At 68.3% G+C, this 23,590-nt stretch carries 24 protein-coding genes; 10 read left to right on the forward strand and 14 right to left on the reverse strand.

Annotated elements, in window-relative coordinates:
• Window positions 1-164: 164 nt before the first annotated feature.
• Window positions 165-1,085, reverse strand: a complete 921-nt coding sequence (locus tag A7D27_RS14215) for a histone deacetylase (RefSeq protein ID WP_069565272.1) — start codon at window positions 1,083-1,085, stop codon at window positions 165-167.
• Window positions 1,086-1,150: 65 nt separating this feature from the next.
• Here A7D27_RS14215 and A7D27_RS14220 point away from each other — a divergent pair, with 65 nt between their 5' ends.
• The 3 genes from A7D27_RS14220 (at window position 1,151) to A7D27_RS14230 (ending at window position 3,407) form a co-directional block, all read left to right on the forward strand.
• On the forward strand, window positions 1,151-1,711 hold the full coding sequence (locus tag A7D27_RS14220; protein ID WP_069565273.1) for a GNAT family N-acetyltransferase: 561 nt from the start codon (window positions 1,151-1,153) through the stop codon (window positions 1,709-1,711).
• 200 nt (window positions 1,712-1,911) lie between these two features.
• On the forward strand, window positions 1,912-2,781 hold the full coding sequence (gene tesB, locus A7D27_RS14225) for an acyl-CoA thioesterase II (protein ID WP_069563634.1): 870 nt from the start codon (window positions 1,912-1,914) through the stop codon (window positions 2,779-2,781).
• Window positions 2,778-3,407 (forward strand): HAD family hydrolase, encoded by a 630-nt coding sequence (locus A7D27_RS14230; protein WP_069565274.1) that lies wholly within the window; start codon window positions 2,778-2,780, stop codon window positions 3,405-3,407. Before tesB ends, A7D27_RS14230 begins: the two co-directional genes overlap by 4 nt.
• A 7-nt stretch (window positions 3,408-3,414) precedes the next feature.
• Here the strand turns inward: A7D27_RS14230 and A7D27_RS14235 are convergent, their stop codons facing one another.
• The 4 genes from A7D27_RS14235 to A7D27_RS14250 all read right to left on the reverse strand — a co-directional run bounded on the left by A7D27_RS14235 (window position 3,415) and on the right by A7D27_RS14250 (window position 6,336).
• Window positions 3,415-4,269: a neutral zinc metallopeptidase gene (locus A7D27_RS14235; protein WP_069565275.1), complete on the reverse strand. Its 855-nt coding sequence runs from the start codon at window positions 4,267-4,269 to the stop codon at window positions 3,415-3,417.
• Window positions 4,270-4,335: 66 nt separating this feature from the next.
• Entirely contained in the window at window positions 4,336-5,193 is an 858-nt protein-coding gene (locus A7D27_RS14240; protein ID WP_069565276.1) for a PhzF family phenazine biosynthesis protein, read from the reverse strand.
• A 206-nt stretch (window positions 5,194-5,399) separates the two neighbouring features.
• A complete protein-coding gene (locus A7D27_RS14245) occupies window positions 5,400-5,834 on the reverse strand; it encodes a DUF411 domain-containing protein (protein WP_069563630.1) in 435 nt (144 codons plus the stop codon).
• A gap of 82 nt (window positions 5,835-5,916) precedes the next feature.
• Complete coding sequence (locus A7D27_RS14250) at window positions 5,917-6,336, reverse strand: DUF4136 domain-containing protein (protein WP_069565277.1); 420 nt, start codon at window positions 6,334-6,336, stop codon at window positions 5,917-5,919.
• Window positions 6,337-6,598: 262 nt separating this feature from the next.
• Here A7D27_RS14250 and A7D27_RS14255 point away from each other — a divergent pair, with 262 nt between their 5' ends.
• The 4 genes from A7D27_RS14255 (at window position 6,599) to ilvA (ending at window position 9,939) form a co-directional block, all read left to right on the forward strand.
• Entirely contained in the window at window positions 6,599-6,883 is a 285-nt protein-coding gene (locus A7D27_RS14255; protein WP_170832295.1) for a hypothetical protein, read from the forward strand.
• Window positions 6,884-6,976: 93 nt separating this feature from the next.
• Complete coding sequence (locus tag A7D27_RS14260) at window positions 6,977-7,798, forward strand: HDOD domain-containing protein (RefSeq protein ID WP_069563627.1); 822 nt, start codon at window positions 6,977-6,979, stop codon at window positions 7,796-7,798.
• Window positions 7,799-7,999: 201 nt separating this feature from the next.
• Window positions 8,000-8,416 carry a DUF4440 domain-containing protein gene (locus tag A7D27_RS14265; RefSeq protein ID WP_044410586.1) on the forward strand — a complete coding sequence of 139 codons (417 nt, stop codon included), beginning with the start codon at window positions 8,000-8,002 and terminating at the stop codon, window positions 8,414-8,416.
• An 8-nt stretch (window positions 8,417-8,424) separates the two neighbouring features.
• Window positions 8,425-9,939, forward strand: a complete 1,515-nt coding sequence (gene ilvA, locus A7D27_RS14270) for a threonine ammonia-lyase, biosynthetic (RefSeq protein WP_069565307.1) — start codon at window positions 8,425-8,427, stop codon at window positions 9,937-9,939.
• Window positions 9,940-10,078: 139 nt separating this feature from the next.
• Here the strand turns inward: ilvA and rlmF are convergent, their stop codons facing one another.
• Window positions 10,079-11,098: a 23S rRNA (adenine(1618)-N(6))-methyltransferase RlmF gene (gene rlmF, locus A7D27_RS14275; RefSeq protein ID WP_371850548.1), complete on the reverse strand. Its 1,020-nt coding sequence runs from the start codon at window positions 11,096-11,098 to the stop codon at window positions 10,079-10,081.
• Between the two features lie 174 nt (window positions 11,099-11,272).
• Here rlmF and A7D27_RS14280 point away from each other — a divergent pair, with 174 nt between their 5' ends.
• A complete protein-coding gene (locus tag A7D27_RS14280; protein ID WP_069559353.1) occupies window positions 11,273-11,734 on the forward strand; it encodes a bacteriohemerythrin in 462 nt (153 codons plus the stop codon).
• A gap of 12 nt (window positions 11,735-11,746) precedes the next feature.
• On the opposite strand, the gene A7D27_RS14285 is transcribed toward A7D27_RS14280, so the two are convergent.
• The 8 genes from A7D27_RS14285 to A7D27_RS14320 all read right to left on the reverse strand — a co-directional run bounded on the left by A7D27_RS14285 (window position 11,747) and on the right by A7D27_RS14320 (window position 21,272).
• The gene (locus A7D27_RS14285) at window positions 11,747-13,576 is read right to left on the reverse strand and encodes an SLC13 family permease (protein ID WP_069559352.1); all 1,830 of its coding nucleotides are present in this window, start codon (window positions 13,574-13,576) and stop codon (window positions 11,747-11,749) included.
• 35 nt (window positions 13,577-13,611) lie between these two features.
• A complete protein-coding gene (locus tag A7D27_RS14290) occupies window positions 13,612-13,908 on the reverse strand; it encodes a helix-turn-helix domain-containing protein (protein WP_069559351.1) in 297 nt (98 codons plus the stop codon).
• A gap of 51 nt (window positions 13,909-13,959) precedes the next feature.
• Entirely contained in the window at window positions 13,960-14,424 is a 465-nt protein-coding gene (locus A7D27_RS14295; protein ID WP_069559350.1) for a hypothetical protein, read from the reverse strand.
• A gap of 14 nt (window positions 14,425-14,438) precedes the next feature.
• Window positions 14,439-15,788 carry a sodium:proton antiporter NhaD gene (gene nhaD, locus A7D27_RS14300; protein ID WP_069559349.1) on the reverse strand — a complete coding sequence of 450 codons (1,350 nt, stop codon included), beginning with the start codon at window positions 15,786-15,788 and terminating at the stop codon, window positions 14,439-14,441.
• Window positions 15,789-15,867: 79 nt separating this feature from the next.
• On the reverse strand, window positions 15,868-18,717 hold the full coding sequence (locus A7D27_RS14305) for a valine--tRNA ligase (RefSeq protein WP_069565278.1): 2,850 nt from the start codon (window positions 18,715-18,717) through the stop codon (window positions 15,868-15,870).
• 90 nt (window positions 18,718-18,807) lie between these two features.
• Window positions 18,808-19,302 carry a DNA polymerase III subunit chi gene (locus tag A7D27_RS14310; RefSeq protein ID WP_069565279.1) on the reverse strand — a complete coding sequence of 165 codons (495 nt, stop codon included), beginning with the start codon at window positions 19,300-19,302 and terminating at the stop codon, window positions 18,808-18,810.
• Between the two features lie 8 nt (window positions 19,303-19,310).
• Window positions 19,311-19,730: a DNA polymerase III subunit chi gene (locus A7D27_RS14315; protein WP_069565280.1), complete on the reverse strand. Its 420-nt coding sequence runs from the start codon at window positions 19,728-19,730 to the stop codon at window positions 19,311-19,313.
• 57 nt (window positions 19,731-19,787) lie between these two features.
• Complete coding sequence (locus A7D27_RS14320; protein WP_069565281.1) at window positions 19,788-21,272, reverse strand: leucyl aminopeptidase; 1,485 nt, start codon at window positions 21,270-21,272, stop codon at window positions 19,788-19,790.
• A gap of 141 nt (window positions 21,273-21,413) precedes the next feature.
• Between A7D27_RS14320 and lptF the strand changes: the two genes are divergently transcribed.
• Together lptF and lptG are read left to right on the forward strand one after the other, a co-directional pair.
• Complete coding sequence (gene lptF / locus A7D27_RS14325; RefSeq protein WP_069559344.1) at window positions 21,414-22,532, forward strand: LPS export ABC transporter permease LptF; 1,119 nt, start codon at window positions 21,414-21,416, stop codon at window positions 22,530-22,532.
• Window positions 22,525-23,586, forward strand: coding sequence for an LPS export ABC transporter permease LptG (gene lptG / locus A7D27_RS14330; protein WP_069559343.1), 1,062 nt, complete (start codon window positions 22,525-22,527; stop codon window positions 23,584-23,586). The genes lptF and lptG overlap by 8 nt, the downstream gene beginning before the upstream one ends.
• Window positions 23,587-23,590 lie beyond the last annotated feature (4 nt).

Raw genomic sequence — 23,590 nt, forward strand, 5'->3', positions numbered from 1 at the left:
TGTGCTCCGTCCTTGGGAACTGGGAGGACGGAGACTGACTGTTTGTATTAGGGGGATTCCATCAGGCGCTTCCGATAGTCACGCGGGAAAATGAGCCAACGTGTTGTTGGCGCCCGATGAGGGCGGGTTTGCCGCTCATGCCGGACCCCAGGCTGGGCTGAGCCTTATGCCAATCCCTCGCTCCGCCACACCCGCGCGGCGCTGTAGTGGAGGATGCCGTGGCGGCGGGCGAGGGCGGCGCGGTCCTTGTCGTAGCCGCCGCCGATCACTCCTACCACCGGAATGTCGCGGCCCAGGCAGTGGCGCATCACCGCTTCGTCGCGCCGGGCCAGGCCCGCGTCGGTGAGCTGCAGGTAGCCCAGGGTGTCGTCCTTGTGCACGTCGACGCCGGCGTCGTAGATCACCAGGTCCGGCTGGTAGAGCGGAAGCAGGTAGTTCAGCGCGTCGTCCACCACCTGCAGGTAGCCGTCGTCGGCCAGGCCCATGGGCAGGGGAATGTCCCAGTCGCTCTCGGCCTTGCGCGCGGGGAAGTTCTTTTCGCAGTGCAGCGAGACGGTGATGGCCTCCGGGGTGTCGGCCAGGATGCGGGCGGTGCCGTCGCCCTGGTGCACGTCGCAGTCGAAGATCAGCACCCGGCCGACCCGCCCGGCTTCCAGCAGGTAACGGCTGATCACCGCCAGGTCGTTGAAGATGCAGAAGCCCGAGGGGAAGTCGTAGTGGGCGTGGTGGGTGCCGCCGGCCAGGTGGCAGGCCAGACCATGTTCCAGGGCCAGTTCCGCCGCCAGCAGCGAGCCGCCCACGGCGCGCACGGTGCGTCGGGCCAGGGCCTCACTCCAGGGCAGGCCGAGGCGGCGCTGGTCCTCCCGGGCCAGCTCGCCCTGCAGGTAGCGGGCGATGTAGTCCGGGCAATGGGCCAGGGCCAGCACCTCCGGCGGGCACAGGGGCGGGCGGTGCAGGGTGGCGTCTGTGGCGATGCCGCTGGCCACCAGGTGCTGGTACAGCAGGCGGAACTTCTCCATGGGGAAGCGGTGTTCCGGCGGGAAGGGCGGGCTGTAGTCGTCGTGGTAGACCAGTGGCAGGTCCATCGGCGGGTTCTCGTGGCAGGGCGCGGCCGTATGATAGGCGCCTTTGCCCCAGCCCGAGAAAGCCCATGCCCGCCCCCGAGTTGCTGACACCCCGGCTGCGCCTGCGCCCCTGGCGCGACGATGACGCCCCGGCCTTTGCCGCACTGAACGCTGACCCGGCGGTGATGCGCCATTTCCCCGCCTGCCTGGACCGCACGGAAAGCGACGCCCTGGCCGCGCGCCTGGGCGAGCACGTCGAGGCCCACGGCTTTGGCCTCTGGGTGGTGGAGCAGCGCAGCGATGGCGCCTTCGTCGGCATGCTGGCGTTGCTGCACGTGGGCTTCGAGGCGCCCTTCACCCCGGCGGTGGAGATCGGCTGGCGCCTGCTGCCGCGCTTCTGGGGCCAGGGGCTGGCCGGCGAGGCGGCAGGCGCGGTGCTGGACTTCGCCTTCGCCACCCTGGGGCTGGAGGAGGTGGTGGCCTTCACCGTGCCGGCCAACCAGCCGTCCTGGATGCTCATGCAGCGGCTGGGCATGCGCCGCGACGAGGCGGGGGACTTCGAGCATCCGCGCCTGCCGGAGGGGCATTCCCTGAGGCGCCACGTGCTGTACCGCATCAGCCAGGCGGACTGGGCGGCGCGACGCTGAGGGCGGGCGTGCCGCCGGTCGCCTCTTTGGGCCTTGCACGGGGCACCCGCTGAAATGGCGTGAACATCGCCGATGTTTTCCCTCAACCCGGAGCGGCCGAACCTTTATCATTTGCCCCCGGCCGCGCTGCTCGGCCCACCCCGAACGATGAAGACCGCCGCACGGCCGATGCGGCGGCGTGCCTTGCTGAGGAGAACCCCATGACCCAGGTGCTCGACGAACTGGTCGCCCTGCTGAGCCTCGAATCCATCGAGGAGAACCTGTTCCGCGGCGTCAGCCAGGACCTCGGCTTCCGCCAGCTGTTCGGCGGCCAGGTGCTGGGCCAGTCGCTGTCGGCGGCGAGCCAGACGGTGGAGCCGGAGCGCCATGTGCACTCGCTGCATGGCTACTTCCTGCGCCCCGGCGACGCCAGCCTGCCGGTGGTCTACTCGGTGGAGCGGGTGCGCGACGGCGGCAGCTTCAGCACCCGCCGGGTCACGGCGATCCAGAAGGGCCAGCAGATCTTCACCTGCAGCGCGTCCTTCCAGCAGGACGAGGGCGGCTTCGAGCACCAGATCACCATGCCCGACGTACCGGGCCCGGAGAACCTGCCGAGCGAGCTGGAGCTGACCAAGCGCAATGTCCACCTGCTGTCCGAGCGGGTGCGTGACAAGTTCCTCTGCGCCAAGCCCATCGAGATCCGCCCGGTCAGCGCCAACAACCCCTACGACCCCAAGCCCGGCGAGCCGATCAAGCACGTCTGGTTCCGCGCCGATGGCTCGCTGCCGGACATCGCCGCGCTGCACAAGTACATCCTCGCCTACGCCTCGGACTTCGGCCTGCTGACCACCGCCATGCTGCCCCACGGGGTTTCGGTGTGGCAGAAGTTCATGCAGGTGGCCAGCCTCGACCACGCGCTGTGGTTCCACCGCGACCTGCGCGCCGATGACTGGCTGCTCTACGCCATGGACAGCCCCTGGTCCGGCAATTCCCGCGGGTTCTCCCGTGGCAGCATCTTCAACCGCGCCGGGCAACTGGTGGCCTCGGTGGCCCAGGAAGGCCTGACCCGCCTGCGCGAGGACTGGAAATGAACGCCCGCCAGGCGCGGCCGCTGGCCAGCTACCAGCACTGGGTGTTCGACATGGACGGGACCCTGACGGTAGCCGTGCATGACTTCGCCGCCATCCGCCGGGCGCTGGACATCCCCCCGGAGGACGACATCCTCCATCACCTGGCCGCCCTGCCGGAGGCCGAGTCCCGCGCCAAGCACGCCTGGCTGCTGGAGCACGAGCGCGAACTGGCCCTGGCCTCGCGCCCGGCCACCGGCGCAGTCCCACTGGTGCGGGCCCTGCATGAGCAGGGCGTGCGCCTCGGCATCCTCACCCGCAATGCCCGTGAACTGGCGCTGCTGACCCTGCAGGCCATCGGCCTGGATGACTGCTTCGCCCATGCCGACATCCTCGGCCGCGACGAGGCGCCGCCCAAGCCCCACCCGGGCGGGCTGCTGCACCTGGCCGAGCAGTGGACGGTGGCGCCGGAGGAACTGGTGATGGTAGGGGACTACCGCTTCGACCTGGACTGCGGCCGTGCGGCCGGTGCCGCCACGGTGCTGGTCAACCTGCCGGAGAACCCCTGGCCGGAGCTGGCCGACTGGCACCTGCCCGATTGCGTGGCGATGCTCGACCTGTTGCGGGCCGAGACGCTTCCCGCGCGCTGATCAGGCCCTAGAGGCGCGGCGCCGAGAAGGTGTCGCAGCGCTTCACCTGGCCGCTCTCGAAACCGGCCTTGAACCAGCGCACCCGCTGCTCCGAGGTGCCGTGGGTGAAGGCATCGGGGCGGACCTGGCCCCGCGCCTGGCGTTGCAGGCGGTCGTCACCGATGGCGCTGGCGGCGTTGAGGGCTTCCTCGATATCACCTGGCTCCAGCCATTGCAGGCGCTTCTGCGCGTGGTGCGCCCAGACCCCGGCCAGGCAGTCGGCCTGCAACTCCTGACGTACCAGCAGGCCATTCGCGCCCTCCAGCCGTGCGCCCCGGCGGCGCGCCTCGTCGAGGCGAGCGGTCAGGCCCAGCACGGTCTGCACATGGTGGCCCACCTCGTGGGCGATGACGTAGGCCTGAGCGAAGTCGCCGGCGGCGGAGAAGCGCTGGCTCATCTCGCGGAAGAAATCCAGGTCCAGGTACACCTGGCGATCACCGGGGCAATAGAACGGGCCCACCGCCGAACTGGCGTGGCCGCAGGCGGACTCCACCGCGCCACTGAACAGCACCAGGCGCGGCTCCGGGTAGCTGCGCCCGGCCTGCTGGAACAGCACCTGCCAGGTGTCCTCGGTGTCGCCGAGCACGGCGCGGACGAACTCCACCTCCTGCTCGTCGCCCACCGGTGTGCCGCTGTGGGGCGGCGCGGTGGCCACCGAGGCCTGGCGCGCCACCTGGTCGAGGATGGTCAGTGGGTCTTCCCCCAGCAGCAGGCCGACCACCACCACCAGGGCCAGCCCGCCGAGGCCCAGGCCCTTGCCGGGCAGGCCGCTGCGGCGGGCGTCCACCAGGTTGTCGCTGCGTCTTGCGCGCTGCCAACGCATCGTTGCCTCCGCTGCCGTCAAACGCCCAAGTCTTGTCGCCCGGCGCCGTGAGCGCCAGGTCGGTCGTCAGACCAGCGTTTCAGGGGCGTGCAGCAAGGTGCCGCGGGCCAGCAGGTGCACGCCGCCGCCGACATGCACGTGACCGTCGGCCTCGACGCGAACTTCCAGGCGGCTGGGGCGCTGCAGGAAGCGCCCCTGGGCGAGGGCGAAGGGTTCGCCCCGAGGCGCCAGGCCGCGCTCCACCAGCCAGGCGGCGACCGGGCCGGCGGCGCTGCCGGTGGCGATGTCTTCCACCAGGCCGGCCGGGTCCCAGGTGCGGCCTTCGCGGGCGTCCACGTCGATGAGGAACACGAAGGCCGCGCCGATGGCTGCCAGGTCGTCGCCCAGCAGGCGTTGCTGGCGGGCATTGGCGAGGCCGGCGGCGGTCACTGGCAACAACAGGTAGGGCAGGCCGGTGCTGACCACCCGGGGCGGGTGGCGGCGGTCCCACTGGCTGCTGAAGGCGGCGGCGAAGGCGTCGGCGGCCGTGGCGTCCAGTTCCTGGCCGAACCGGGCCGGCCCTTGGTCCATCTCCGCGTGGTAGCCGCCATTGGCCTGGCGGCGGGTTGTCAGTGGCACGTCGCGCTCGCCCAGGCGCAGCCGCCAGGTGGCGCTGTCGGTGCGGGCATGCAGGTGATGGAGCAGGGCGGCGGCGCCGAGAATCGGGTGGCCGGCGAAGGGCAGCTCTTCTTCCAGGGTGAAGATGCGCGCGGAGAACAGGTCGGCCTCGGCGCTGGGCGCGAGGAAGATCGACTCGAACTGCCGCAGCTCCCGGGTCAGTGCCTGCATCGCCTCGCCGGAAAGCCCTCTCGCGTCGGCGAACACCGCCAGTCCGTTGCCGGCCAGCACCCGTTCGGCGAATACATCGACCTGCCAGTAATCCATGTCTTGCTCCTGAAATGCAGGCGGCCACTCCAAGGACACTTCTAAAAACTACCTGCGTTGTCATCGCGGCGTTAAAAACAGGCTAAAAATGCTCATTTACCAAACGTAAACTGCGCTTTTTCGCCTGTTTCTGCCTTGCGCTGACGGCCTCGCCTACGTTTTTAGAGGCGCCTTATGGAGGGGCCGCCATTGTGGATAAGGGGCGGTCAGTGTGCCGGATATTCCGCCAGCACGCTCTCGCGGCCCTGGCTGTCGAGGCCAACCACCTGGTAGGCGTCCTGGCGGTCGCCCATCTCCATGCCCGGAGAGCCGATGGGCATGCCGGGCACAGCGGCGCCGATCAGGTCGGCGCGCTCGCGCAGGCGCAGCACGTCGCGGGCGGGCACGTGGCCCTCGACGAACTTGCCGTCGATCACGCCGGTGTGGCACGAGCCCAGGCGGTGGGGGACGCCGAGGCGCTCCTTGACCGCGGCCATGTCGTTTTCCACGTGGTCGTTGACCTGCAGGCCGTTGTCCCGCAGGTGGCTGATCCAGGCCTTGCAGCACCCGCAGTTGGGGTCGCGGTAGACGTCCAGGGTGACCGGGTCGGCGGCCTGGGCGAACAGCGGGGCAACGAGCAGGGGGAGCAGGTAGAGGCGCATGGGAGTTCTCCTGGCGGAAATCGGCGGAGCTTAGCGCCATGCGGGTCGTGGCGCGCGCCAAGGCTGTTACCGGATGTGCCGTTCAGCCCATGCGCCGGAGGGGAAAGTCCTGCAGCAGCAGGGCAATGGCCTGGTCCAGGTCGGTCTGCGCCAGGCTGTCCAGGGGCTGGCCGGCGCGGGCCTCGTAGAGCAGCCGCTCATCGAAGCCGTCGAACACCCGCAGGCTGAGGCCATCACCCTCCTGCGACCCCGGTAGGCCGTAGTACAGCGCCAGGTCGTCTTCCTGCTCGCGGTAGCGGTAGCCCTTGGCGTCCATGGCTTTGTGCACGGCGTTGTCCAGGCGCTGGCCGAAGGCAGCCTGCTCCGGCACCAGGCTGCCGCGCACACTGAAGGTCGTCGGGGCTGCCGCCGGGGGCGCGTCGCCGCTGCCTTCTGCCGTGGGGGCGAGGCTGGCCCCGAGCAGCATGGCGAACAACGGCAGGCTCTGGCGCGGGGGCAGCATGGGTGTCTCCTCGGGTGGCTGGACTGTCCGCAGCCTAGTCCCGGCCCGTCTGGCCCGGCACCGTCCGATGGGTTGGCCGAACGATTCGCTGGGGGTGGATCTGTTGCCCGTTCCGTTACCGCAAGAGGGCAAGGCAATGGGGCTGGCCCGCGTGATCCTGGTGATCCAGGTGCCGGTATTCGCCGGCTTCGGGCTGGCATACCGGTTCCGTCCCTAGGAAGTGGCCAACCTCAACGGCATCTTGCTGACGGAGACGCCCTCTGTGAGCAACGTGCGCATCTACTGCGGTGGCCGGCAGATCGGCCTGGCGCTGTTCCTGCTGTGGGCATTGTGCGAGCGCGAGCGGATGCGCGCCGCGCTGGTGCTGCGGGTGCCGATGCAGGGCTGCCTGGCCCTGGCACGCCTCGCCCGCCCCCCGCAGCAGGACTTGCCGACGAACGGCGAGCTGGACGACGCCCCAGCGGCGGCGGCGCGCCGGGGCGAAGGCCGCGACACACCGGCGCAGGGGCTCCCGGAAATGGCGCCCGGCGCGCCTGGAGAGCGCTGAACAGAGCCTCTGGGGCGACGTTACCCGTGCGCCGGGCAGGCCATGGAAAAGTGCCTATCCTTTGGCTTACACGCCGATGAGTGAGGTGCTCCCATGGATATAGAAACGCTGTTCGCCCAGCTCCATACCCTGCCCAGCATTCCCAAGGTGGCGCAGGACCTGATCCAGCAGTTCGACAACCCCACGTCCAGCCTCGACGCCGTGGCGCGCAACATCCAGTTGGACCCGGTGATCGCCGCCAAGGTGTTGCGCCTGGCCAACTCCGCGCGCTTTCGCGGTGCCCGCGAGTCCACCAGCGTCGAGGATGCGGCCATGCGCCTGGGCTTCAACACCCTGCGCACCCTGGTCATGGCCTCGGCCGTCACCGGCGCGTTCAAGGCACCCACCAGCTTCGACCTCAAGGGCTTCTGGCTGCACAGCTTCCAGGTGGCCAGCATCAGCCGCCTGCTGGCCAAGCAGCGCGGGCTCGACCCGGACACCGCCTTCACCTGCGGGATGATGCATGACATCGGCGAACTGCTGATCCAGACCGGCGCGCCGGAGTTCGCTGAGCGCTTCAACAGCGGCAAGGGCGGCGCTGCCGGGCGGGCTGCCAACGAGACGCTGCAACTGGGCTTCGGCTACCCCGAGGTCGGCGCCGAGCTGGCGCGTCGCTGGCAGTTGCCGGTGGTGATCCAGCAGGCCATCGCCTACCAGGCCCGCCCCATGCAGGCCCCGGCGGAGGCCCAGTTGTCGCGCGTGCTGGCCCAGGCAGTGCTGGTCAGCGAAGCCCTGCAGGCCCATGGCGGCGCCACCGACGAGGCGCGCGTATCGCTGGACGGACCGTTGATGGAGGGGGTGGACCTGGTGGCGCTGTTCAACGCGCTGCCGGCCGTGCTGGAGGCGGACAAGGCGTTCGCCGAATTGTTGGGGTGAGTGCACGGATGCCGACGCTTGACGCGATGGGGCTGGCTGGAATAGTTTCCGCCCCCATGAACCCGAACACCTCGATGCCGCGCCAGCAGATTATTACCGCCATTCCGATCATGGCGGGGTAGCGATCATCGACCGGAAACCCGCCCTAGAGGCGGGTTTCTTCTTTCTGTCTCCAGGGTCCCAGCCAAGCCAGGAGACAGCATGAACCCTTCCCCCCTCGTCGAGGCCGTGCAAAGGGCCGACCACCTGATCAACAGCGGGCGCTTCGATGCGCTGATGGACTTCTACACCGACGACGCCGTGCTGGTGGTGCGGCCGGGGCTGGAGGTCCAGGGGCGCGAGCGCATCCGCCAGGCCTTCGACGGCATCGCCGCCCACTTCCAGCACAGCCTCTGGGTGACCCAGCGCGACCTGCAGGTGATGGAGACCACGGACACTGCGCTGGTGCTGGGCCGCGCGCGCATCCAGTGGCGGGCCACCGATGGCTTCCTCTCCTTCGTCGAACGCAAGGCCACCTACGTGTTCCGCAAGGAGCCGGACGGCGCCTGGCGCTGTGCGGTGGACAACTCCTACGGCACCGCCCTGCTGGACGGCACCGCGCCGGAGGTGACGCCATGAGCGAGGCCCTGCTCAAGCACTACGTGCAGAAGATCCTCCGTGCGCCGGTCTATGACGTCGCCATCGAGACGCCCCTGCAACCGGCCCCGCGCCTTGCCGAGCGGCTCGGCAACCGGGTGCTGCTCAAGCGCGAGGACCTGCAGCCGGTCTACTCCTTCAAGATCCGCGGCGCCTACAACCGCCTCGTCCAGTTGGAGCCGGAGGCCCGGGCGCGCGGGGTGATCGCCGCCTCCGCCGGCAACCATGCCCAGGGCCTGGCCCTGGCGGCCCGCGAGCTGGGCATCGACGCCACCATCGTCATGCCGCGCACCACGCCGGAGCTGAAGGTCCAGGGCGTGCTGGCCCGGGGTGGCAAGGTGGTGCTGCATGGCGACGCTTTCCCCGAGGCCCTGGCCCATGCCTGGGCGCGTGTGCAGGCCGAGGGGCTGACCTTCATCCCACCTTACGACGACCCCGAAGTGATCGCCGGGCAGGGCACCGTGGCCATGGAGATCCTGCGCCAGCAGCCCGGCCAGCTCGATGCCATCTTCGTGCCGGTGGGCGGCGGCGGTCTGATCGCCGGCATCGCCGCCTACGTGAAGTACCTGCGGCCCGAGGTGAAGGTGATCGGCGTCGAACCGGACGACTCCAACTGCCTGCAGGCGGCCCTGGCAGCGGGCGAGCGGGTGGTGCTGGAACAGGTGGGACTGTTCGCCGACGGCGTGGCGGTGGCGCAGATCGGCGCGCACAACTTCGAGGTGTGCCGCGAGTACGTGGACGAGGTGATCACCGTCAGCACCGACGAGGTCTGCGCGGCGATCAAGGACATCTACGACGACACCCGCTCCATCACCGAGCCCTCCGGCGCCCTGGCCGTGGCCGGGATCAAGCGCTACGTCGAGCGCGAGGGCGTGACGGGGCAGGTGCTGGTGGCCATCGACTCCGGCGCCAACGTCAACTTCGACCGCCTGCGCCACGTGGCCGAGCGTGCAGAGCTGGGTGAACAGCGCGAGGCCATCATCGCCGTCACCATCCCCGAGCGGCCGGGCAGCTTCCGCGCCTTCTGCGAAGCGCTGGGCAAGCGGCAGATCACCGAATTCAGCTACCGCTACGACGACGGCGACCAGGCCCGGTTGTTCGTCGGCGTGCAGACCCACCCGCTCAGCGACCCGCGCCAGACGCTGGTGGAGGGGCTGCGGCAGCAAGGCTTCCCGGTGCTGGACCTGACCGACAACGAACTCGCCAAGCTGCACATCCGCCACATGGTCGGCGGCCGCGCCGAGGGCGCGCAGGGCGAGCGCCTGCTGCGCTTCGAGTTCCCCGAGCGGCCCGGTGCGCTGTTCAACTTCCTCGACAAGCTGGGGGGGCGCTGGAACATCAGCCTGTTCCACTACCGCAACCACGGCGCCGCCGACGGCCGCGTACTGGCCGGGCTGCAGGTGCCGGAGGAACAGATGCACCAACTGCCCGCCGCCCTGGACGCCATCGGCTACCCCTGGTGGGACGAAAGCGACAACCCGGCGTACCGGTTGTTCGCCCGCTGAGCGGTCTTAGGGCGGGCTTCAGCCCACCTTCTGTAGCGGCAGCGGACTCGATCCCGGGCGTAGGGTGGACCGCGCTTCACCGGTCCACCGTCGGTGTGGCCGGTAACGCCGATGGTGGACGTGAAAAGCGACGTCCACCCTATGGCCAGCGTGCCTTGCGCCAGGCGCGGCGCTGGGTCTTCTCCAGGTAGGTCCAGGCGACGAAGCGGCTCTGCTTCTGGCCCTGGGCCATGTGCACCACGCGGATGTCGGTGGCGCCGAGGGCCTTGAGGCGCTCCTGCAGGGGGGCGACGTTGCCGACCTTGGAGACCAGGGTGCTGAACCAGAACACCTGCTGGGCGAAGGCGGCGCTCTCGTCGGCCAGGCGGGCGATGAAGGCGGCTTCGCCCCCTTCGCAATGCAGCTCGTTGGATTGGCCGCCGAAGTTCAGCACCGGCAGTTGGCGGCTCGGGTCCTGCTTGCCGAGGTTCTTCCACTTGCGGGTGCTGCCGCTGCGGGCTTCGTCCAGGGAGGCGTGGAAGGGCGGGTTGCAGAGGGTGAAGTCGAAGCGTTCGTCCGCCTGCACCAGGCCCTGGAAGATGTGCCGGGGATCGGCCTGGCGACGCAGTTCGATGGCGTCGCCGAAGCGCGGGTTGGCGGCGAGGATGGCGGCAGCGGAATCCAATGACTGCGGGTCGATGTCGGCGCCGACGAAGCGCCAGCCGTAGTCGTGGTGGCCGATCAGCGGGTAGACGCAGTTGGCCCCGACGCCGATGTCCAGCCCGCGCAGGCCGGGGCCTTGGGGGATGACACCGTCGTGGGCGGCGCCGAGCAGGTCGGCCAGGTGGTGCAGGTAGTCGGCACGCCCGGGGATCGGCGGGCACAGGTAGCCGGCGGGGATGTCCCACTGGCGGATGCCGTAGAACTGCTTGAGCAGGGCCCGGTTGAACACCTTCACCGCGTCGGGGTTGGCGAAGTCGATGCTCGGCTTGCCGTAGGGGTTGGTGATGACGAAGGCGCCCAGCTCGGGGCTGCCGGCGATCAGCGCGGGAAAGTCGTAGCGGCCCTGGTGACGATTGCGCGGGTGCAGGGCGCCCTTGCCGGCCTGGGCTTCAGGCGTGCGGGGGCGTTTGTGCGGCTGGGGCATGGGGCGGCTGTCGGCTGGGGTTGGGCGCGGGATTTTCCCACGGCTGGGGGCTGAAGTCAGCGGTCGGATGCGCAGCCGGTGCCTTGTGGGAAGCACCTGTTCTGTCGTGCAACGCCCTGGCGAGGGGAACTCTGTTGATGCGTGTCATGGGGCGAGGAGGGCGGCCCGCTTAGGTTGTCGGGCAGACCGTGAGATCAGGAGGACACCATGGCTTTTCTTCAATGGCGTGACGAGCTGGACAGTGGCATCGGCGTGATCGATGACCAGCACCGGCGCATCGTCGACATGATCAACCAGCTCCACGAGGCGCAGCTCCGGGCGGATGCCGGGGTCGTCGCCACGGTGATCGAGGAGCTGGTGGACTACACCCTGTCCCACTTCGCCTTCGAGGAATCGATGATGGAGGAGGCCGGCTACGCCTTCACCCGTGCCCACAAGCGTGTGCACGAACTGTTCATCCGCCGGGTGGGGGAGTATCGCGAGCGCTTCGCACGGGGCGAGGACGTGGCCGATGAGCTGAAGTCCCTGCTGGGCCGCTGGCTGTTCAACCACATCCTCAACGACGACCGCGACTACGTGGGCGCGGTGCGCGAGAACCTCACCCGCCTGGCGGCCGAGTCCAACTGGCTGCGCCGCGCCACCAAGCGCTTCTTCCTGCGCACGGCCTGACGGGCTGCCCGCTCAGAGCGGGAATAGCCAGGGCACCAGCACCACGCTGACGAGCATCACCAAGAGGGTGAAGGGCACGCCGATCTTCACGAAGTCACCGAAGCGGTAGTGTCCGGGGCCGACCACCAGGGTGTTCACCGGGGAGGAGATCGGCGTCATGAAGGCGGCCGAGGCGGCGAGGGCGACGATCAGCGCGAAGGGCAGCGGTGAGGCACCCAGTTGCTGTGCGGTGGCGATGGCCACCGGGCCCATGAGCACGGCGGTGGCAGTGTTGGAGATGAACAGGCCGATCAGCGCGGTGACGGCGAACAGGCTGGCCAGCATGGCGTAGGGCCCGGCGTTGCCGAGCAGGGCGACCAGCCCCTGTACGGCGAAGTCGATGCCGCCGGTGCGTTGCAGGGCGGTGGCGAAGGGCAGCATGCCGACGATCAGCACCAGGGTCGGCCAGTGGATGGCGCGGTAGGCGCTGTCCAGGTCGATGCAGCGGAAGGCGCCCATCAGCAGGCAACCGATCAGGGCAGCGAGCACGTTGGGCACCAGTCCGGACACCATCAGCGCGATCATCACCCCCAGGCTGAGCAGGGCGTAGGGCGCCTTGCGCGCGGTGGGGGCGACCTCGTCCACCTCGGCCGGCAGGCTGAGCACCAGGAAGTCGCGGCTCAGCCCCTGCAGGCGGTGGATGGCCCGCCATTCGCCGGCCACCAGCAGGGTGTCGGAGGCCTTGAGCTTCTCGTCCACCAGCACCCCTTCCAGGGCCTTGCCGCTCCGGCGCAGGCCGACCACGTTGAGTTTGTGCCGGGTGCGGAAGCCCAGTTCCTGGATGGTCTTGCCCGGCAGTTGGGATTCCGGCGGCATCGCCACTTCGGCCAGGCCGAGCTGGTGGGCGTGCAGGCTGAAGTAGGAGTCGGCCAGGGGCATGGGTTCCAGCCCCAGTTGCTGGTAGGCGCCGAGCAGGCCGATGGCGGGGCTGGCCAGGTCCACCAGCAGCACGTCGCCGGGCGCCAGCTGGGTGTCGCCGGTGGCCATCAACAGCAGGGTGCGGAAGCGCCGCTGGCGTTCCACTGCGATGACGTTGATGCCGTACTGGCTGCGCAGTTCCAGTTCGTTGAGGGCCTGGCAGGCCAGGGGCGAGTCGGCGCGCACCCGCAGGCGTCGCTCGCGCTCGTCCAGGCGGTAGGCGCGGGCGAGGTCGGCAAGGGTCAGGCGTGGGGCATTGGCGTTGCCGTCTTCGCCCCGTGGGGTGAGCCAGCGGCGTACCAGCAGCATGTAGCCGATGCCGAGGACCAGTACGGCGAGCCCCACCGGGGTCATGCTGAAGAAGCCGAAGCCCTCCAGACCGGCGCGCTTGAGTTCGGCGTGGACCACCAGGTTGGGGGCGGTGGCCACCAGGGTGAGCATGCCGCTGATGAGCCCGGCGAAGGCCAGCGGCATCATCAGCCGGCCCGGCGGAATGCGCAGGCGCGAGGCGACGCCGAGGGCGACCGGGATGAAGATGGCGACCACGCCAGTGGAACTCATCACCGAGCCGAGCCCGGCAGCGGCCAGCATCAGCAGGACCAGCAGGCGCGTTTCGCTGCTGCCGGCCCTGGCCACCAACCAGTCCCCCAGGCGGTAGGCGATGCCGGTGCGCACCAGACCGTCGCCGATGATGAACAGGGCGGCGATCAGCACCACGTTGGGGTCGCTGAAGCCGGACAGGGCTTCGCTGGTGTCGAGCACGCCGGTGAGGGGCAGGGCGACGAGCACCAGCAGGGCGACCACGTCCATGCGCGGGCGGTTGAGGGCGAAGAGGGTGACGGCGCCGGCCAGCAGGCCGAGGACCATCAGCAGGTCGTTGTTCACGCGGGGCTTCCTGTTTCTGACGCGGCGGCAGCTTGTCAGGGATAGCCGAGCACCGCCTTGATCGGGCTCAGGTTGGCGTCGATCCAGGACGGGTCGATGGGGCCCCAGTCGTGGATGCGGTAGTGGCCGCTGTTGTTGCGCGCGCCTTCGGCCTGGTCGAAGCGGCAGTCGATGTCCAGTTCGGCGAGGGCGGCGAGGGTGTCCTGGGCGGTGCGGCGGGGCATGCCGGTGGCCTCCATCAGCGCGGGGACGCTGGTGGCGGTGCCGCTGTCGATCAGCCAGGCGACGTAGAGGCGGCGGTAGAAGCTGGTGCGGGTCTTGCTGGTTTCCATGGCAGGTCCTTGTCGAGGCAGGCGAGGGGCGTCGGGCCAGGGGCTGGGGCGCTAATCCGTGGCGGTGGCTCGGTGCCGGAGTACCCGGTGGCGTTGATTGAAGAAGAAACGGGTAAGGGTGCGAACCAGCGTAGCGGCCAGGCGCGGCTCGAAGGTCAAACGGTCGCAGAGCCGCACGCCGCCTTCGACGGCGTGCAGGGTGCGTTCGTGGCGCCACAGGCGCATGCCGGTCATGGGGGAGGCTTCGACGAAGCCGTGGCTGGGTTCGAGGGATTCCAGCGTGAGGTGGGAATGGCCCATGGGCAGGCAGCCGAGCAGCCAGAGGCGGCTGGTGAACAGGGGGCGTCCAGGTACGAGGGTGAGGTCGTCGAGGGAGCGGATGCCGGGCGGGACGCTCATGCGCAGCCAGGGGCGCATTTCCGCGCGTAGCAGGTCGACGTCGGTGATCCAGCGCCAGGCGGTCTCTGCCGTGATGGGCAGGGTGGATTCGAATTGCAGCTGGATCGGGCTGGACATCCGTGTCGTTCCCTTCAGAGCTGGGCGAGGCCGATGTAGGTGGCGGCGCCGGCGAGGTAGCCGAGCAGGGCCAGGAGGCTGATGCGCTTGAGGTACCAGATGAAGTCGATGCGCTCCATGCCCATGGCGGCGACGCCGGCGGCGGAGCCGATGATGAGGCAACTGCCGCCGGTGCCGGCGCAGAAGGCGAGCAGTTCCCAGAAGGTGCCGTCGACGACGAATTGGCCGAGCCAGCCGGCCTGGTCGCCGGCGGCGGCGACGGCTTCGGGGGTGGCCAGCGGGTACATCTTCATGGCGCCGGCCACCAGAGGCACGTTGTCGACCACGGAGGACAGCAGGCCGATGGCGATGTTGATGGCGTAGACGTTGCCGAGGCTGTCCTTGAGGGCGGCGGCGACCTGGTTGAGGTGGCCGGCGGTGGCGAGGCTGGAGACGGCCAGGAGGATGCCGAGGAAGAACAGGATGCTGGGGGTGTCGACGCGCCGCAGGACGCCGATCACCGAGAGCGGGTGCTTGTCTTCGTCATGCTTGCCGCGGTGCAGCCATTCGGTGACGACCCAGAGGACGCCAAGGCCGAGGAGGATGCCCATGTACGGCGGCAGGTGGGTGATGCCTTTGAACACCGGGACGAAGAGCAGGGCGCCGAGGCCGAGGGCGAACACCAGGTTGCGCTCGAAGGGGGTGGTGGGGTCGTGCTCGGCGGCATCGGCTTCGTCGTCGGGGCGCTGGAATTCGCCGCGGAGGATGAAGCTGAGGACGGCGAGGGGCACCAGCAGGCACACCAGGCTGGGGATGAACAGGCTGACGATGATGCCGCTGGCACTGATCTGGTGGCCGATCCAGAGCATGGTGGTGGTGACGTCGCCGATGGGGGACCAGGCGCCGCCGGCGTTGGCGGCGATCACCACGATGCCGGCGTAGAACCAGCGCTCGTGCTGGTGGCGGATCAGTTTGCGCAGCAGGGACACCATGACGATGGTGGTGGTGAGGTTGTCCAGCACGGCGGAGAGGAAGAAGGTGATGAAGCCGATCATCCACAGTAGGGTGACGCGCTTGTGGGTCTGGATGCGGTCGGTGATGACCTTGAAGCCTTCGTGGGCATCGACCAGTTCGACGATGGTCATGGCGCCGAGCAGGAAGAACAGGATCTCGGAGATTTCCCCCAGGTGGTGGCGCAGTTCGCCGCTGACGCCGTGTTCACCCTGGGCCAGGCCGGGGGCGATGCTGTCGATGCCGAGGACCAGGACGGTCCAGCAGAGTACGGCGGTGATCAGGGCGGAGGCAGCCTTGTCGACCTTGAGCGGGTGCTCCAGGGCGATGCACAGGTAACCGGCGATGAACAGCAGGGCCATCAGCGCGTACATGGGGAAGTCCTTTCTGCAGTGAACGGGAAAGCGGGTAATGAAAAGCCCGCCGATCTGTCGATGGGCGGGCTCTTGTGCATCACAGGCTGGCGATGCGCCCGCGCTGCTCGGTGAGGTTGGTCAGGGCCTGTTGGGCCTCGGCCAGCTTGGCGCGCTCCTTTTCGAGCACCTCGGCCGGGGCCTTGGCGACGAAGCCTTCGTTGGCGAGCTTGCCGCCGACGCGCTTGACCTCGCCGTCCAGGCGCTGGATTTCCTTGTCCAGGCGCGCCAGTTCGGCGTCCTTGTCGATCAGGCCGGCCATGGGCACCAGCACCTGCATGTCACCCACCAGGGCGGTGGCGGACATGGGGGCTTCTTCGTCGTTGGCCAGGACGCGGACGGATTCGAGCTTGGCCAGCTTGTTCAGCAGGGGCTCGAAGTCGGCCAGGCGGCGCAGGTCTTCGGCATTGGTGTTGGCGACGATGATGTCGATGCGCTTGGCCATGGAGATCTTCATTTCGCCACGGATCTGGCGCACGCCGAGCATCAGGGTCTTGACCCATTCGATGTCGCCTTCGGCGGCGGCGTCGATGCGGCTTTCGTTGGCCACCGGCCAGGGTTGCAGCATGAGGGTGTCGCCGCTGACGCCGGCCTGGCCCTTGATGCGCTGCCAGATCTCTTCGGTGATGAAGGGCATGAACGGGTGGGCCAGGCGCAGGATGACCTCCAGTACGCGCACCAGGGTACGGCGGGTGCCGCGCTGGCGCTCGATGGGGGCGTTCTCGTCCCAGAGCACGGGCTTGACCAGTTCGAGGTACCAGGCGCAGTACTCGTCCCAGACGAACTCGTAGAGGGCCTGGGCGGCCAGGTCGAAGCGGAAGGCGTCGAGCTGGCGGGTGACTTCGGCTTCGGTGCGCTGCAGCTGGCTGATGATCCAGCGGTCGACGGAGGAGAGGTCGACGGCTTCGCCATTGATGCCGGTGTCCTGGCCGTCGGTGTTCTCGATGACGAAGTTGGCGGCGTTCCACAGCTTGTTGCAGAAGTTGCGGTAGCCCTCGACGCGGCCCATGTCGAACTTGATGTCACGGCCGGTTGAGGCAAGCGAGCAGAAGGTGAAGCGCAGGGCGTCGGTGCCGAAGCTGTTGATGCCGTCGGGGAACTCGATGCGGGTCTGCTTGGCGATCTTCTCGGCGAGCTTGGGCTGCATCATGCCGCTGGTGCGTTTCTCCAGCAGGGCGTCGAGGGTGATGCCGTCGACGATGTCCAGCGGGTCGAGGACGTTGCCCTTGGACTTGGACATCTTCTGGCCCTGGCCGTCGCGCACCAGGCCGTGGACGTAGACGGTCTTGAACGGAACCTGCGGGGTGCCGTCCTCGTTCTTCACCAGGTGCATGGTCAGCATGATCATGCGGGCGACCCAGAAGAAGATGATGTCGAAGCCTGTGACCAGGACGTCGGTGGGGTGGAAGGTCTTGAGGAACTCGGTCTGTCCCGGCCAGCCGAGGGTGGAGAAGGTCCACAGGCCGGAGCTGAACCAGGTGTCGAGGACGTCTTCGTCTTGGCGCAGCGGCTGGTCGCCGAGGTTGTACTTGGCGCGGACTTCGGCCTCGTCGCGGCCGACGTAGACGTTGCCGGCTTCGTCGTACCAGGCGGGGATACGGTGGCCCCACCAGAGCTGACGGCTGATGCACCAGTCCTGGATGTCGCGCATCCAGGAGAAGTACATGTTCTCGTACTGCTTGGGCACGAACTGGATGCGGCCATCTTCCACGGCGGCGATGGCCGGTTCGGCCAGGGGCTTGGTGGAGACGTACCACTGGTCGGTCAGCCAGGGTTCGATGACGGTGCCGGAACGGTCGCCCTTGGGCACCTTGAGGGCGTGGTCTTCGATCTTCTCCAGCAGGCCGAGCTGTTCGAAGGCGGCGACGACCTGCTTGCGTGCTTCGAAGCGGTCGAGGCCGGCGAACTGGGCCGGGAGGGTGGCGTCGAGGCTGTCGTTGACGCTGCCGTCGAGGTTGAACACCTGGGCGGTGGCGAGCACGGCGGCGTTCTTGTCGAAGATGTTGATCAGCGGCAGGTCGTGGCGCTTGCCGACTTCGTAGTCGTTGAAGTCGTGGGCGGGGGTGATCTTGACGCAGCCGGTGCCGAACTCGGGGTCGCAGTACTCGTCGGCGACGATGGGGATGCGGCGGCCGACCAGGGGCAGTTCGACGAAGCTGCCGATCAGGGCCTTGTAGCGTTCGTCTTCCGGGTGCACGGCGACGGCGCTGTCACCCAGCATGGTTTCCGGGCGGGTGGTGGCGACGATCAGGTAGCCGTTGCCTTCGGCGGTCTTCTTGCCGTCGGCCAGGGGGTAGCGCAGGTTCCACAGGTGGCCTTTCTCGTCGTGGTTCTCCACTTCGAGGTCGGAGATGGCGGTGTGGAACTTGGTGTCCCAGTTGACCAGGCGCTTGCCGCGGTAGATCAGGCCGTCTTCGTGCAGGCGGACGAAGGCTTCCTTGACCGCTTCGGAGAGGCCGTCGTCCATGGTGAAGCGCTCGCGCGACCAGTCGACGGAGGAGCCGAGGCGGCGGATCTGGCGGGTGATGGTGCCGCCGGACTGTTCCTTCCATTCCCAGACCTTGTCGAGGAACTGCTCGCGGCCGAGGTCATGGCGGCTGATGCCCTGGGCGGCCAGTTGGCGCTCCACCACCATCTGGGTGGCGATGCCGGCGTGGTCGGTGCCGGGCTGCCACAGGGTGTTGCGGCCCTGCATGCGGCGGAAGCGGATCAGCGCATCCATGATCGCGTTGTTGAAGCCGTGGCCCATGTGCAGGCTGCCGGTGACGTTCGGCGGCGGGATCATGATGGTGTAGGGCTCGCCGGAACCTTGCGGGGCGAAGTAGTTGTTCTTCTCCCAGGTCTGGTACCAGGAAGTTTCGATGGCGTGGGGCTGGTAGGTCTTGTCCATGTGTGCGGCGGGACCGTGTCGGCAACTGATCGGAAAGCCGCCGAGTATAACGGGCAAAACCCAGGCGGCCAAAGGCCGCTACGCAGGCGGTCAGCTGCGTCGCGGCAGTTGGGGGAGCAGGCGGGTGAGGCGGGCGTTGAGGCGGCGCTTGAGCTCGGCTTCGATCTGCGGGACGAAGTCGTCGATGACGTCCTGCAGGATCAGTTGGGCGGCGGCGCGCAGCTCGCTGTCCAAGCGATCGAGCTGGGTTTGCGTGGCGGCTTCGACGCCGCCGCGCACGGAGGGCTGGGCGGCACTGGGCGCTGCAGGCGCCGGGGCGACGGGCGGTACGGGAGCGGCGGCCTTCACGGGCGCGGGTGCCGGGCGCGGGGCGGCGGGTGTCGCCGGCTGGGCGGCTTGGGGCGCCGGGCTGAGGCTGAACGGCGGCGGTTCGACGATCTCGGACAGCAGAGGGATGCTGGCAGGGTCTACCGATTCGGTGAGCAGGGGCGGCTCGCTGCTGGTGTGTTCATCGAGCAGGGCGCGGATGGACTCGAGGTCGTCCAGCAGGTGGGCCGGGCGGGGAGGCTGGCTGGGGTTGTCCATGGTGCGGCTCAGAGTTCGACTCGTTTGGGATCATAGCCCCGCTGCCGGTAGGTGCGGAAATTCTCCCGGCAGGCGGCAAGCAGGGCTGGCTCCTGGTTGACGATCTCGATGACCCGGCTGAAGTGGCCGAGGTGGGGCGAGAGGGTCGGGTCGAGGTTGATCAGCAGGCCCTGGCTGGCGCCGGGCTGCTGGTCCCGGCCGATGACCACCGGGGCGTGCGGGTCTTCCCCGTACTGGGCGTGGGGGATGAAGGTCTCGGCGCGGAACTGCCAGAGCAGTTCGTCCAGGGCCTGGCCCTGGGCGTCGTCTGCGCAGCGGACGAACACCGGCATGCCGTGGCGCCAGGCCTTGCCGGCCAGCTGACAGGCGGCGCGCAGGCGGTCTGCCGGGGTACTGGTGGACAGGACGTAGAACTCGACGCGGGTCATTTCGGTGTTCCTGGAAAGAGGCCCGGCGCCTGGGGCGCCGGGAGGTGTCGCAGTGGATCAGAGACGGTCGAGCAGGTACTGGGTGAGCAGCGGGACCGGGCGGCCGGTGGCGCCCTTGTCCTTGCCGCCGCTGACCCAGGCGGTGCCGGCGATGTCCAGGTGGGCCCAGTGGAACTTCTTGGCGAAGCGCGACAGGAAGCAGCCGGCGGTGATGGTGCCGGCCTTGGGCCCGCCGATGTTGGCGATGTCGGCGAAGGGGCTGTCCAGTTGCTCCTGGTATTCCTCGAACAGCGGCAGTTGCCAGGCGCGGTCGTCGGCGTACTCGCCGGCCTTGAGGATCTGCTTCACCAGGGCGTCGTTGTTGCCCATCAGGCCTGAGGTGTTGGCGCCCAGGGCGACGATGCAGGCGCCGGTGAGGGTGGCGATGTCGATCACGGCCTGGGGCTTGAAGCGCTCGGCGTAGGTGAGGGTGTCGCACAGCACCAGGCGGCCTTCGGCGTCGGTGTTGAGGATCTCGACGGTCTGGCCGCTCATGGTGGTGACGATGTCGCCGGGGCGGGTGGCGCCGCCGCTGGGCATGTTCTCGGCGCAGGCCAGCAGGCCGACGAGGTTGATCGGCAGTTGCAGCTCCAGCACGGCACGGAAGGTGCCGAGGACGCTGGCGGCGCCGCACATGTCGTACTTCATCTCGTCCATGCCGGCGGCGGGCTTGATGCTGATGCCGCCGGTGTCGAAGGTGATGCCCTTGCCGACCAGGGCAAAGGGTTTGTCGTCCTTTTTGCCGCCCTGGTAGTTGAGCACGATCATCCGCGGCGGCTGCTCGCTGCCCTGTGCGACGGCGAGGAAGGCGCCGGCGCCGAGCTCCTTGAGCTTCTTCTCGTCCAGCACCTCGACCTTGAGGTTCTTGTGGGCCTTGGCCAGGGCCTTGGCTTCCTCGGCGAGAAAGCTGGGGTGACAGAGGTTCGGCGGCAGGTTGCCCAGGTCGCGGGTGTAGGCCATGCCGGTGGCGATGGCGCGGGCGTGCAGGCTGCCGCGCTCGACGTCGGCTTGCTCGGCCTTCTCGGCCAGCAGGGTGATCTTCTTCAGGGCCGGGGCATCGGCCTTGGTGCTCTTGAAGCGGTCGAAGCGGTAGCTGCCGTCGGCCAGGGTCTCCACCAGCAGGCGGGCCTTGCCGTAGGCGTCGCGGCCCTTGACCTTGAGTTCACCGAGGGTGAGCACGGCATCGCTGCCACCCAGGCCCTTGAGCACACTGCCGACGGCAGCGGTCACCTTGCGGAACTGACGGTCGGTCAGCTCGCGCTCCTTGCCGATGCCGACCAGCAGTACGCGGTCGGCCTTCAGGTTGGGCAAGCTGTGCAGCAGCAGGGTCTGACCGACCTTGCCGGCCAGGTCGCCGCGCTTGAGCAGGGTGGCGATGGCGCCGCCAGTGGCGGTGTCCAGCGCGCTGGCTGCGGTGCCGAGTTTGCGGCCTTCGCCAACGGCGACCACCAGTGTGGCGGTCTTCAGGGTTTCCGGGCGTGCGCTTTTGACGAGGAATTCCATGTGATGTCCCCAAGACAAAGAGTCGGGATTGCAGGATATAATGCCGGCCATTTTCCGTGGCGTGCCCGTTCGGGCGTGCCGGCCACAAAGCGGCTAGTTTGAGCGTAGCCGCCTGAGCCTGACAACCCTGGAGTGTCTGGTTTGATCGTCTTCCGTTACCTGTCCCGCGAAGTCCTGGTGACCCTCAGCGCGGTGAGCGCCGTGTTGCTGGTGATCATCATGAGCGGTCGATTCATCAAGTACCTGGCCCAGGCGGCGCAGGGTGCCCTGGACCCTGGCGTGCTGTTCCTGATCATGGGCTACCGCATACCGGGCTTCCTCCAACTGATCCTGCCGCTGGGCCTGTTCCTCGGCTTCCTGCTGGCCTACGGCCGGCTCTACCTGGACAGCGAGATGACGGTGCTGTCTGCCACCGGCATGAGCCAGCAGCGCCTGGTGGCGTATAGCCTGGCGCCGGCTGCACTGGTCGCGCTGATGGTGGCCTGGCTTAGCCTGGGCCTGGCGCCTCAGGGTGTGACTGCAGTGGGGCGCATCCTCAATCAGCAGGACGCGCTGACCGAGTTCGACACATTGGTGCCGGGCCGTTTCCAGACCCTCAAAAGCGGTGATCGGGTGACCTATACCGAGAGCCTGTCGGCGGACCGCGGCGAGCTGGGCGGGGTGTTCATCTCCGAGAAGCGCCTGTCCCAGGACAGCAAGGAGCAGGGCATCGGCGTGCTGGTGGCCGAGAGCGGGCGCCAAGTCATCCACGAGGACGGCAGCCGCTACCTGATCCTGGAGAACGGTTACCGCTACGACGGCAACCCGGGCAAGGCCGATTACCGCGCCATCAAGTACGAGACCTACGGCATCCTCCTGCCGAAGCCGGAGATCAGTGCCGAGATCGGTGAGCGCGAGGCGATCCCGACCCGCGACCTGCTGGGTAGCGACAACCCGCGTTACCAGGCCGAGCTGCAGTGGCGTCTGTCCATTCCGATGCTGGTGTTCGTGGTGACCCTGCTGGCAGTGCCGTTGTCGCGGGTGAATCCGCGCCAGGGGCGCTTCCTCAAGCTGCTGCCGGCGATCCTCCTTTATATGGCTTACCTGTCGATGCTGATTGCCGCCCGTGGCCAGCTCGACAAGGGCAAGATCCCGATGGCCCTTGGCTTGTGGTGGGTGCATGGCATCTTCCTGGGCGTGGGGCTGCTGTTGCTTTACTGGGAACCGCTCCGTCTGAAATGGGCCGCCCGTCGTTCTGCTCGTGAGGTGGCCCATGGCTAAGCTGGACAGGTACATCGGTACCAGTGTGTTCTTCGGCATCCTGGCGGTGCTGGGTGTGATCATCAGCCTGGCGCTGCTGTTCGCCTTCATCGATGAGCTGGGCGACATCAAGGGCAACTACACCCTGATGGACGCCATCTGCTATGTGCTGCTCACTGCGCCGCGCCGTGCCTACGAGATGCTGCCCATGGCGGCGCTCATCGGCAGCCTGATCGGCCTCGGTACCCTGGCCAGCAGCAGTGAGTTGACCATCATGCGGGCGGCTGGCGTTTCCATCGGTCGCATCGTCTGGGCGGTGATGAAGCCGCTGCTGGTGTTGATGCTGGCGGGCATCCTGCTGGGTGAATACGTGGCGCCCTGGAGCGAAAATCTGGCCCAGGCCAACCGTGCCCTGGCCCAGGGCGGTGGCGAGGCCCAGACCTCCAAGCGGGGGCTGTGGCATCGCCAGGGCAATGAGTTCGTGCACATCAATGCTGTGCAGCCCAATGGTGTGCTCTATGGCGTGACCCGCTACGAATTCGACGGCGAGCGGCGCATGCAGGCTGCGAGCTTCGCCCGGCGTGCGCTGTACCAGGGTGATCACTGGCAGTTGGAGGACGTGACCACCACTCACTTCCGCGGTGATCACACCGAGGTGGTGGATGCGAGCAACGAGCGCTGGGACATCCAGCTCAACCCGCAACTGCTCAGTACCGTGGTGATGGAGCCCGAGGCGCTCTCCATCAGTGGCCTGTGGAGCTACGTGCACTACCTGACCGCGCAGGGCCTCAACAGCAGCCGCTATTGGCTGGCCTTCTGGACCAAGCTGTTGCAGCCGCTGGTGACGGGGGCGCTGGTGCTGATGGCGATTTCCTTCATCTTCGGGCCGCTGCGCTCGGTGACCCTGGGGCAGCGCATCTTCACCGGTGTGGTCATCGGTTTCGTGGTGCGTATCAGTCAGGACCTGCTGGGGCCATCGAGCCTGGTGTTCGGATTCCCGCCATTCCTGGCGGTGCTGATCCCTGCGGGCATCTGTGCGTTGGCTGGTATCTGGCTGTTGCGCCGGGCTGGCTGATCGG

Source organism: Pseudomonas sp. 1D4, assembly GCF_001728925.1.
Classification (GTDB): domain Bacteria; phylum Pseudomonadota; class Gammaproteobacteria; order Pseudomonadales; family Pseudomonadaceae; genus Metapseudomonas; species Metapseudomonas otitidis.